This window comes from Streptomyces sp. NPDC000151 (assembly GCF_040301705.1).
In the GTDB taxonomy this organism is placed as follows: Bacteria; Actinomycetota; Actinomycetes; order Streptomycetales; family Streptomycetaceae; genus Streptomyces.
This window is the reverse complement of record NZ_JBEPFC010000054.1, coordinates 35641-42150: the sequence shown is the minus strand read 5'-3', so window position 1 is coordinate 42150 and position 6510 is coordinate 35641. Positions and strand designations below refer to the sequence as shown.

At 72.8% G+C, this 6510-nt stretch carries 6 protein-coding genes; 3 read left to right on the top strand and 3 right to left on the bottom strand.

Going from position 1 to position 6510, the window contains the following annotated elements:
- The 3 genes from ABT381_RS17475 to ABT381_RS17465 form a co-directional block, all read right to left on the bottom strand.
- Window positions 1-358 (bottom strand): sugar phosphate isomerase/epimerase family protein (locus tag ABT381_RS17475; protein WP_351594473.1); only part of this gene is annotated, 358 nt, incomplete at its 3' end.
- 115 nt (window positions 359-473) lie between these two features.
- Window positions 474-1619 (bottom strand): GNAT family N-acetyltransferase, encoded by a 1146-nt coding sequence (locus ABT381_RS17470; RefSeq protein WP_351594470.1) that lies wholly within the window; start codon window positions 1617-1619, stop codon window positions 474-476.
- A gap of 26 nt (window positions 1620-1645) precedes the next feature.
- On the bottom strand, window positions 1646-2779 hold the full coding sequence (locus tag ABT381_RS17465; protein ID WP_351594467.1) for a LacI family DNA-binding transcriptional regulator: 1134 nt from the start codon (window positions 2777-2779) through the stop codon (window positions 1646-1648).
- A 233-nt stretch (window positions 2780-3012) separates the two neighbouring features.
- On the opposite strand from ABT381_RS17465, the gene ABT381_RS17460 reads away from it, so the two are divergent.
- The 3 genes from ABT381_RS17460 to ABT381_RS17450 are packed head-to-tail and all read left to right on the top strand — an operon-like array spanning window position 3013 to window position 6172.
- On the top strand, window positions 3013-4164 hold the full coding sequence (locus tag ABT381_RS17460) for a Gfo/Idh/MocA family protein (protein ID WP_351594464.1): 1152 nt from the start codon (window positions 3013-3015) through the stop codon (window positions 4162-4164).
- A 23-nt stretch (window positions 4165-4187) separates the two neighbouring features.
- A complete protein-coding gene (locus ABT381_RS17455) occupies window positions 4188-5318 on the top strand; it encodes a dihydrodipicolinate synthase family protein (protein WP_351594476.1) in 1131 nt (376 codons plus the stop codon).
- Window positions 5315-6172, top strand: a complete 858-nt coding sequence (locus ABT381_RS17450; protein WP_351594462.1) for a sugar phosphate isomerase/epimerase family protein — start codon at window positions 5315-5317, stop codon at window positions 6170-6172. Before ABT381_RS17455 ends, ABT381_RS17450 begins: the two co-directional genes overlap by 4 nt.
- Window positions 6173-6510 lie beyond the last annotated feature (338 nt).

The window sequence follows — 6510 nt, the reverse complement described above, 5'->3', positions numbered from 1 at the left end:
CGGCGTCGGCCTCCGCGGCCGGCCGGTCGCCCGCACCGGGGAACACCCGTACGTACGAGGCGCCCACGTCCGCCGCGAGGCCGACCAGCCCCGCCAGCTCGTCCGCGAGTGCCGCCTCGCCCGCCGCGTCCTGAGCCTCGGCGACCTTCGCGTACCCGGCGACGGTGAGGATCTCCACCCCGGCGTCCGCGAACTCCCGGGCGACATCGGCACGTTCGCCGGGACCGAGGCCCGTGTGCACCGGTTCCTCCGGATGGGCGCGCAGCTCCACCCCGTGATACCCGGCACCGGCGGCGAGCCTGGCCACGTCTCGTACCGGCATACCGGGCACGCCCAGCGTCGAGAAGGCGAATCGCATAGCCCTACAGCCCTACCTTTCGCAGCCCTTCACAAAGATCCTCGTACCGTCCCCACCACACCGGCAGCCAACGGCTCACAGCCCCAGCCGGCGGTTCACCGCCTCGGCCGACGGCTCATAGCCGCAGTCGCCAGTCCTGCCCGACCAGGTCCTGTCCGAAACTGTGGTGCGGCCGCTCGGCGACCAGCTCGAACCCGGCCCGCTCGTAGATCCGCCGGGCGGACGTCAGGACGCTGTTGGTCCACAGCACCAGCTCCTCGTACCCGGCGTCCCGGGCGAAGTCCGTGCAGGCCGCCACCAGCCGCCCGCCGATGCCATGACCGCGCGCCTCCGGCTCCACGAGCAGCAACCGCAGCCGAGCCGTGCGTATCCGCTCGCGATGACCGCCGCGTCCACTCCTGTCCCCGTCTCCACTCTCGACCCCGCCTCCGTCTTCCGCCTCGGCTCCGTCCCCGCCCCTGTCCGCGCCCCTGACCTTGCCCGCGTCCCCGCCCCTGCCCGCGCCCTCCTCCGCGCCATCGGCCTGCGCATCCCCCTCCGTCCGGCCCCGCACGCATATCACCTGGCCCGCAGGTTTGCCGTTCAGCTCGGCGATCCAGGCGCGGTCCCAGTGCGGGTCGAAGTGCTCGGCGAACTCGGCGACGATGCGGGCCACCAGCGCTTCGTAGGAGAGGTCGAAGCCGTACTCGCGGGCGTAGAGCTCGGCGTTGCGCTGCACCATCCAGCCGAGGTCGCCGGGGCGCGTGGTCCGCAGTGTCACCAGGTCCGACGCCGACCCGGGAGGGGTGTCGGAAGGAGGCGCCGGACCAGCGCCCGGCGCGTCGGCGCCCGGTGGGCCGGGGTCGCCGAGCAGTTCGCGGATCGTCGCCATCGACTCCGCCAGCCGGGCGCGGTCCGGTCCGGGCAGCTGCTCCAGGAGTCGGCCGGCGCTGTCCTGCGACCGCTCCTCCAGGGTCGACGCCGCCTCCCGGCCGTGCGGGGTGAGCGTGATGCGCCGGCGCCGCGAGTCCTGCTCCGAACGGCCCGTGGTGATCAGCTCGCGCTCCTCGAACTTCCCGAGCAGACGGCTGAGGTACCCCGCGTCGAGCGAGAGCGTGACGCGCAGGTCCGCGGCGTCCACCTGACCAGTGCTGTTGGCGAGCTCGTACAGCAGGCGGGCCTCGGTGAGCGTGTACGGACTGTAGAGGTGGCGGCCGTAGTCGAGCGCGCCGATGAGATTGGTGTAGAAGCGGTTGAAGCGGCGGAATTCCTGGACGGTCATGGCATCCCCCAAAAACCTTGACTGAGTCAAGAATAGGGCGCAGCCGTCGACTTGCGTATCACCAATTCGGATGAAAGCAGCGCCACGCCGTCCGCCGGCGCCGGCTCCCGGCCCATCGCCAGCCGCCCGGCCCGCGCTCCGGCCTCGGTCAGCGGCAGCCGGACGGTCGTCAGCGCGGGCACCGCGTCCATGCTGAAGGGCAGGTCGTCGAAGCCGGCGACCGAGACGTCCTCAGGGACCCGCAGCCCGTGCTCGCGCAGCGCGGCGCAGACGCCGAGCGCGACCGTGTCGTTGGCCGCGACGACGGCGGTCAGATCCTCGTCCCGCCGGAGGAGCTCGTGGGCCGCCGCATAGCCGGAGGCCCGGTCGTAGGCGCCGTGGACCGTGCGGCCGGGCGCGTCCGCGATGTCGTGCGCCGCGAGGGCGGCGCGGTGCCCCTCCAGTCGGTGCCGGGTGGTGGTGAGCCCCTCAGGACCCGCCACGCATCCGATGCGGCGGTGGCCGAGGGCGACCAGGTGCTCGGTCAGCGACCGCGCGCCGCCCCGGTTGTCGAACGCGACGGTCAGCGGAGCAGGCCCCGCGCCGGCAGCGGAAGCCGAGGAACCCGCAGCTGAGGAAGCCGCCGCCGTCCCCTCCGCCGCGCGCCCGTCGCCCGCCGGTGTCCACGACGGCAGCGGAGGACGGCCGCACAGTACGACCTGGGTCCCCGCCGCGGACAGCCGCGCCACCCGGGCCGCCAACGCCGCCGTATGCGCGGGGTCCTCGGTCGCGCCGCCGGTCAGCACCACGGCGCCGGCCCGCTGGCGGTGCAGCAGCGTGAGGTAGGTCAGTTCGCGCTCCGGTGAGCCGCCGGTGTTGCACACCACGGCGAGCTTCTCGCCGCCGGAGGTGCCGTCGCCGCTCATCTCCGACTGCACCGCGCTCGCGAGTACTCCGAAGAACGGGTCGGCGACGTCGTTGACGAGGATGCCGACCAGATCGGAGGTGGCGGCGGCGAGCGCGCTGGCCGGTCCGTTCGCGACGTACTCCAGTTCCGCGACCGCTCGCAGTACTCGGTCGCGGGTGGCCTCGGCCACCGGATAGTTGCTGTTCAGCACGCGTGAGACGGTCGCCGCCGAGACTCCCGCCCGCGCGGCGACGTCCGCCAGTGTCACGGTCATATCGCTCCCCGTCCCCCTTCCTGCGGCGCCACGCACGGCGTCGCCCCTCTTGTGGCGCCTCGCGTCGCAGGCTAGCTTCTCTCGCGATGGAAAGCGCTTTCTATGCGTGACCGAGTGAGCAACTCCGGGCACTGGGCGCCGCGCGCCCTTCGCCGGCGCTTTCCGTGTGCTTGTCCGTTCGCGGACCACGTGGGCCGCGACCGGTACCACCGGTTGATGTGAGGGGTCGGGTTGTGACACGCAAGACCGTACGGATCGCCATGAACGGCGTGACCGGGCGCATGGGCTACCGCCAGCACCTGCTCCGCTCGATCCTCGCCCTGCGCGAGCAGGGCGGCCTGGACGTGGGCGGGGGCACGGTGATCTGGCCCGAACCGGTCCTGGTCGGCCGCGCGGAGCACAAGCTCGCGGCCATGGCCGACCGGCACGGCCTCACGGAGTGGTCCACCGATCTGGACGCGGTGCTGGCCGACGACAGCATCGACATCTACTTCGACGCGCAGGTCACCGCCGCCCGCGAGGAGGCCGTCAAGAAGGCGATCGCCGCGGGCAAGCATCTCTACGTGGAGAAGCCCACCGCCACCGGACTCACCGGTGCGCTCGAACTGGCGCGGCTGGCCCGCGATGCCGGCATCAAGCACGGCGTCGTCCAGGACAAGATCTTCCTGCCGGGCCTGCTGAAGCTGAAGCGGCTCATCGACGGCGGCTTCTTCGGGCGCATTCTGTCCATACGGGGCGAGTTCGGCTACTGGGTCTTCGAGGGTGACTGGCAGGAGGCGCAGCGCCCGTCGTGGAACTACCGGGCCGAGGACGGCGGCGGCATCGCGACGGACATGTTCCCGCACTGGGAGTACGTGCTGCACGAGCTGTTCGGGCCGGTACGCACCGTCCAGGCCCAGCTGGCGACCCACATCCCGCGCCGCTGGGACGAGGCCGGGAAGCCGTACGAGGCGACCGCCGACGACGCCGCGTACGGGATCTTCGAGCTGGCGAGCGGCGCTGTCGCGCAGATCAACTCCTCCTGGGCGGTGCGCGTCAACCGGGACGAGCTGGTGGAGTTCCAGGTGGACGGCACGGAGGGGTCGGCCGTCGCGGGCCTGCGCCGCTGCCGGGTCCAGCACCGTTCCGCCACCCCCAAGCCGGTCTGGAACCCGGACCTGCCGGCCACGGAGGACTTCAGGGCGCAGTGGCAAGAGGTGCCCGACAACGAGACGTTCGACAACGGCTTCAAGGAGCAGTGGTCACTCTTCCTGCGCCACGTGGTGCTCGACGAGCCGTGGCGGTGGGACCTCATGGCGGGCGCGCGCGGCGTGCACCTCGCCGAACTGGGCATCCGCTCGGCACAAGAAGGACGCCGCCTGGACGTACCGGAGCTGAGCCTGTGAGCGCCGCGTCTGAAACCACGCCCCTGAGCGCTGCATCCGAAGCCACGCCTGCGAGCGCCGCGCCCGTAGGCACAGCGGTCCCCTTCACCTCCCGTACCGTCTTCGCCGCCGCGCACGTTGTCGCCGATCCGGACGCCGACACCACCCCCGACGGTCCCGCCGTGCTGGACTGGGACGCCACGCTCGCCTTCCGGCGCCACCTGTGGGCGCACGGCCTGGGCGTCGCCGAGGCCATGGACACCGCGCAGCGCGGCATGGGACTGGACTGGGCGACCGCCGCCGAGCTGATCCGGCGGTCGGCCGCCGAGGCCAGGGCGGTGGGCGGCCGGATCGCCTGCGGAGTGGGCACCGACCAGCTCCCGCCCGGGAAGGCGGGGCTCTCGGACGTGCGCGCCGCCTACGAGGAGCAGCTCGCCCTCGTGGAGGAGTCCGGCGGGCAGCCGATCCTGATGGCGTCGCGGCAGCTGGCGGCGGTCGCGGCCGGTCCCGATGCGTACGCGGAGCTGTACGGGCACCTGCTTCGGCAGAGCAGCGAGCCGGTCATCCTGCACTGGCTCGGCCCGATGTTCGACCCGGCGCTGGAGGGCTACTGGGGCAGCGACGGTCTCGACGCGGCCACCGAGACGTTCCTGCAGATCATCGCCGAGCACCCGGACAAGGTCGACGGCGTGAAGGTCTCACTGCTCGACGCGGACCGGGAGGTGGCGCTGCGCCGCCGGCTGCCGAACGGCGTGCGCTGCTACACGGGCGACGACTTCCACTACCCCGAACTGATCGCCGGTGACCAACGCGGTTTCAGCCACGCCCTGCTGGGCGTCTTCGATCCGCTCGCGCCGCTGGCCGCCGAGGCCGTGCGCCTGCTGGACACCGGGGACACCGCCGCGTTCCACAAGGTCCTGGACCCCACCGTGGAGCTGGCCCAGCACCTCTTCGAAGCGCCGACCCGCTATTACAAGACCGGCGTCGTCTTCCTGGCCTGGCTCTCGGGCCACCAGGCGCACTTCACGATGGCCGGCGGCCTGCAGTCGGCCCGCTCGCTGCGGCATCTGCGCCGCGCGTACGAACTGGCGGGCGGGCTCGGCCTGTTCCCGGATCCTGAGCTGGCCCGGCACCGGATGGCGAAGCTGACCGCCGTACTCGGAGGAGACGCATGACCGGCCGCGGCACGAACGGCGACCTCGCGCGCCTCAGCCTCAACCAGGAGACGGTCAAGCAGTGGTCGCTGCCCGAGTTGGCGGACGGCTGCGCGGCGGCCGGGCTGCGCCACGTGGGCCTGTGGCGCGAGCCGGTACAGAAGTACGGCGTCGACGCGGCCGCCAAGCTCATGCGGGAGGCGGGGCTGACCGTCACCAGCCTGTGCCGGGGCGGCTTCTTCACCGCCACCGATCCTCAGGCGCGCGCCGCCGCGCTGGACGACAACCGGGCGGCGCTCGACGAGGCCGCGACCCTCGGTACGGACACGCTCGTCCTGGTGTCCGGCGGCCTGCCGCCCGGTAGCCGGGACCTGCACGGCGCGCGGGAGCGGGTGGCCGAGGCGCTGGCCGAGCTGGGGTCCTACGCCGCCGAGCGGGGCGTACGGCTGGCGATCGAGCCGCTGCATCCGATGTACGCGTCGGACCGCTGCGTCGTCTCCACGCTCGCCCAGGCGCTGGACCTCGCCGAGCGGTTCCCCGTGGAGCAGGTGGGGGTGGTCGTGGACACGTACCACCTGTGGTGGGACGACACGGTCGGGGAGGGGATCGAGCGGGCGGGGCGCGGCGGGCGCCTCGCGGCGTTCCAGCTCGCCGACTGGGTGACCCCGCTGCCCGAAGGGGTGCTGCTCGGTCGCGGACAGCTCGGGGACGGGGCGGTGGACCTGCGGTGGTTCCGCGAACGGACCGAGGCGGCGGGGCACGACGGGCCCATCGAGGTCGAGATCTTCAACCCGGGCCTGTGGGAGCGGGACGGGGCCGAGGTACTGGCCGAGGTGATCGCCCGTTACCGGGAGCACGTGCTGCGCGCAGAGTGAGGCGGGCGCGCGCAAGAGAGCTCGGGGGCCCGGCTGAACGCGCCGTGCGCGCCGTGCGTACGGGCGCGGGCCGCGAGACGAACTGCGCCGAAAGAGGGGCGGAACCGCGCAACCGTTCCGGCCACTTGGAGGTCGTACTGGACAGTCGGTGCCTGAGGGGGGAATCCGGGGGGATGGTCAGGCGGCGATGAAGAGGGGGGACCACGGGGGAACCGAGGGGCCCGGCAGCACGCCGGGCCCCTCGAAACGTCCGGCCGCCGGAGAGCCCACAGGCCCGCAGCCGGGCATCCCACAGGCCCGCAACGGACAATCCACAGGCCCCGCCGCCGGGTTGTCCA

Coding starts and splice junctions, on each gene's coding strand:
- ABT381_RS17470 (WP_351594470.1), bottom strand. CDS start 1,619: ATGACCGTCCAGGAATTCCGCCGCTTCAACCGCTTCTACACCAATCTC.
- ABT381_RS17465 (WP_351594467.1), bottom strand. CDS start 2,779: ATGACCGTGACACTGGCGGACGTCGCCGCGCGGGCGGGAGTCTCGGCG.
- ABT381_RS17450 (WP_351594462.1), top strand. CDS start 5,315: ATGACCGGCCGCGGCACGAACGGCGACCTCGCGCGCCTCAGCCTCAAC.